This window comes from Corallococcus exercitus, assembly GCF_003611585.1.
GTDB lineage: Bacteria > Myxococcota > Myxococcia > Myxococcales > Myxococcaceae > Corallococcus > Corallococcus exercitus.
Genome location: NZ_RAVW01000620.1, coordinates 1 through 3,918 on the forward strand (window position 1 = coordinate 1; position 3,918 = coordinate 3,918).

Consider the following 3,918-nt stretch of genomic DNA (forward strand, 5'->3'; position numbering starts at 1 on the left):
GCACAGCCAGCGTTGATCATGCCTGACGCTGGCTGGCAACCTCCTGATGCCTTCCGAAGCCGGGTCCAATGCCGGTGTTTGATCCACCAGGTTGATTTTCCGGCCTGAGATCAGGGACAGCCCCTAGCCGCAAGCAGTCGCCACCTCTGGACCAAACCCTCTACCGGCTTCGCTACCGGGTGGAGTGCTTCTTCCACGACCTCAAGCGCTTTCGCGCCGCCGCCACCCGTTACGACAAGACGGCGACCTGCTACATCGCCGTCCTGCACGTCGCATCCCTGCTTCTCTGGCTGCGTTAATCAGGGACAGCCCCCAACCTCTCAGTTTCACTGTCTCGTTCACGTTGACAGGTTCCGCAGTTTCGACCTGCTGCGCCATCACGTGTTGCTCGCCGTCTGAGCCTACGCGCCACACAAAACCGGAGCAGGCCCAAGGCGCCTGCGGTCACGGCTGCACAGGCGGAGCTGTTGCCCTCCTGAGGCAGGGCTCGCTTCTATCCGGTTCTTGCGCATACAAGGCCGAACGGAGCGAGTCCCTGCCCCTTCCCCGCTCCGCTGGAGCCTGCCTGCTCTCCAGGCCGAGCGAGAACCGCGCTCCGTCGTTTAGAAGGTATTTTGGTCCAGGTAGAGCGTGGGGGTGCGGAGCGTCATCGTGTTGATGTTGACTCCCTGATTGAGCGGGAAGGACACCCTGGCCTGGTTGCCGTCCCCATCATTGTCGGTGATGCGCCAGAGCCCGCCCAGGTACTTGAACGGCTTGTCATCCTTGTCCACGAGCAGGAACGTCTGAACGAGCTGCCACACGGCGATTACGGTCTCCTTACCCTCAGGCACCTTGAACACCAGCGTCTGCTTCGTCGTCATGGACGTAGCGACGGTCACGCTCGTGCTGAGGGTGTGGCTGAGCGTGGCGGACAGTCCTTCGTAGCTGGCACCCAGCTGAGCGCTGAAGCTCTCCGCGGTCGTCTTTTCCGTGCCCTCGGTCAAACTGAGTTCGTACGTGTACTCCGTCTCGCCCTTGACCGTGATGCTGTGCAACAGATGCCAGCGCGCCGTGTAGGCCAGCTTGATTCCCTGGGGCAGCTCCGGAATGAAGCGGGCGTAGTGTGCGGCGTCATTACCCGCCTGGAACAACGGGTCCTTGATAGAGATCCAGGTGGGGTCCGTCTCCAACTTCTCGGAGAAGCGGTGGGAGTTGTCATCGGTCTTGAAGTACAGCGGCACATCAGCGGTAATCTTATCGCTCTCCTTCGAGACCGCAGGCAGGGCTTCATCCGCGGCCGCAGGCTTGGGCACGGGGAGCTTGAGCGATTTAGGAGGGGGATTGGACGACGTGAACACCTGAGCCGGCATGTATGGGAATCCTTGAGAACAAGCCAACAGGATGTTGGCTTGCATCTCTTCAAAGCATCCCTCGTGCCAGCCGCTCTCCCACCCCACATGGCCCGTCCAGCGCTCCTCGAAGGGATGCTACCGACGGCACGGAGTTGTCCGGAAAACCCGACGGCACCAACCTGCGGCCGAGCCTCAATTCCAGCAGGAGCAGCACTCTTGGCGCACTCCCTTCAGCATTCGCCCCACCTCGCCTTTGCGTGGGGGAGAAAGCCGTGGGCAACGTCCTCAGTTCCTGGTTTCCATGGAGCCCCAGCGGGACAGCGGCATGTCGGCGGCATGCCGGCGGCTCGGAGCCCAATTTTTCATCGTGGGTCTGGCTGCGTTAGTCAGGGACAGCCCCCAGGCCCTTCCGCCCGGCAGCGTGATGGTGCTGCCCATGAGGGGAGGCTTCGTCCGGCTGGGGGAGCACGGGGCCTTGCTGGAGAGGTCGCGCGCTCACCGGTCGATGGCATCGGCGGCGCGTTCGGCCTCGCGATGGCAGGGGCGCGGCTCATGGGACGGCACGGGTCCCTGAACCTGGGGCTCCTCGCCGAACAGCAGTGGAAGGACACGGGCCGCCCCTGCGTGCTTCCCGGAGCCTCCTTCCTGTTTCGCAGGCGCCGAAGGACGTCAGCCGGTGCGAACAAATGGGGGACCGGGCTGGGACCACCGTGACGCCGCGCCGGCCCATGCCTAGGTTCCTGGAGTGCGTCAGGGACCATCCATTCCTGCTCATGAACACTGCCGGGTCGGCTGCGCCGGCTGGAGCCTGTCGAGTGCGGTGGGTGAACACTTCCCCACCACGGGCACCCACCTGGAGCGCTATGCGCGCGTCCTGCCCGCGGTGGAGATCAACTCCTCCTTCTACCGGCCGCACCGGCCCGCCACGTATGCGCGCTGGCGGGACAGCGTCCCGGAGACGTTCCGCTTCGCGGTGAAGGTCCCCAAGGCCATCACCCACGAACTGCGCCTGCGCGACGTGCACGAGCCGCTCGATCGCTTCCTGGGCGAGGCGGGCCACCTGGAGGCGAAGCTGGGCTGCCTGCTGGTGCAGCTGCCTCCCAGCCTCCAGCACGAGCCCGGGACGGCGCACGCCTTCTTCCAGGCCCTGCGGGAGCGGACCGTGGTCGACGTCGTGTGCGAGCCCCGACACCGGACCTGGTTCACGGACGAGGCCCGGCGCGTGCTGGACGACGCGCGGATCCGCTACGTGAAAGCGGATCCGATCGCGGTGGACGCGCCCGAGCCACCCGACGCGGAGGTCGTCTACTACCGGCTGCACGGCTCGCCGAAGATGTACTACTCCGCCTACTCGCAAGCGTTCCTGGAGGCGCTGGCCAGGGAGATCTCCGGCCACGAGCAGGCTGGCCGGCGCGTGTGGTGCATCTTCGACAACACGGCGGAGGGCGCGGCCCTCCCGAATGCGCTGTCATTGATGCACCTCGACGGGCAGCAAGCGACCCGCTGAGACCTCAGCGCAGGTTCCCCGGCTGTGCCGCGACGGAGGGCACGCCGTTGGGCAGCTTGAGCGCCCCGTCCAGCTCCCGGCCGCGCGCCACGAGCGCGTCCTTCACGCGCAGGGCGGCGCGCGTGCGGTGCAGGTCCACGCGGTAGAAGAGGTATGCCTCGTCCAGCTCATGGGGCAGCGTGGGAGAGACGAGCCGCAGCGCTCCCTTGGGCAGGTTGTAGGCGGCGACGCGCGCCGGGAGGATGGCGGGCCCCACGCCGTTCAGCGCCAGGCTCTTCACGAGCTCCAGGTCCCCACAGGACATCAATCGCTCCGGCAGCATCCCTCCGGTCCCCAGCGCCTCCACCACCTTGCGGCTGAGGAAGATGCGCTCCACGCTGAGCAGCGGCCCCTTCTTCACGAGCGCGCGGGGACCGCCCCGGTGCGCGCGGAGCAGCTCGCGGGACGCGAACACGCCCATCACGTCCCGGAACAGCTTCACCAGCACCAGGTCCGGATGCGGACGGGGCGACACCGCGACGCCGAAGTGCACCTTGCGGTCGACCACGGCGTTGCGCACCTCGTCCGCCGTTCCCTCCCAGAGCGACACGTCGATGCCCGGCGTGTCGGCGTGCAGTTTCCGGATGAACCCCGGAAGGAAGAACGCGCCGAAGGAGTGATAGCAGCCGACCACGAAGCGGCCAGCGTCGCCGGACTCCAGCCCCTGGATGGTCTCCGCCGTGCGCTGCGCGAGCAGCAGCATCTCATCCGCGTGCCGCGCCAGCTCCTCGCCCGTGCGGGTGAGGAGCACGCCCCGGGGACCACGCTGCAGCAGCGACGTCCCGAAGCGCTGCTCCAGCTTGCGCACCGCCACGCTCAAGGCGGGCTGGCTGACCCGCAGCAACCGCGCGGCGGCGGTGAGGCTGCCGGTGGACGCGATGGCGCGGAAGTAGTGCAGCGCATTGAGGTCCATGCCCGCGAGCGAGCCATAGCCATTCGTTATACCGGGCATGCCCCGACTCTAGTTCCGGAATGGCCCCGCGAGGCCCTATCCATGGCTCCACACCGGGCGGTCTTCCCCGCCCGCCCCTCCAGGAG

General features: G+C 66.8%; 4 protein-coding genes. 2 read left to right on the forward strand and 2 right to left on the reverse strand.

From position 1 onward, the window contains the following. The first annotated feature begins 104 nt into the window (after nt 1–104). Nucleotides 105–299 (forward strand): transposase, encoded by a 195-nt coding sequence (locus D7W79_RS45970; RefSeq protein ID WP_120530416.1) that lies wholly within the window; start codon nt 105–107, stop codon nt 297–299. A 303-nt stretch (nt 300–602) separates the two neighbouring features. Here the strand turns inward: D7W79_RS45970 and D7W79_RS39740 are convergent, their stop codons facing one another. Further along, entirely contained in the window at nt 603–1,397 is a 795-nt protein-coding gene (locus D7W79_RS39740; RefSeq protein ID WP_147442297.1) for a hypothetical protein, read from the reverse strand. A 682-nt stretch (nt 1,398–2,079) separates the two neighbouring features. Between D7W79_RS39740 and D7W79_RS39750 the strand changes: the two genes are divergently transcribed. Continuing rightward, nucleotides 2,080–2,841 (forward strand): DUF72 domain-containing protein, encoded by a 762-nt coding sequence (locus D7W79_RS39750; RefSeq protein ID WP_167497795.1) that lies wholly within the window; start codon nt 2,080–2,082, stop codon nt 2,839–2,841. Between the two features lie 4 nt (nt 2,842–2,845). Here D7W79_RS39750 and D7W79_RS39755 read toward each other — a convergent pair whose 3' ends face one another. Further along, nucleotides 2,846–3,832: a LysR family transcriptional regulator gene (locus tag D7W79_RS39755; RefSeq protein WP_120530420.1), complete on the reverse strand. Its 987-nt coding sequence runs from the start codon at nt 3,830–3,832 to the stop codon at nt 2,846–2,848. Nucleotides 3,833–3,918 lie beyond the last annotated feature (86 nt).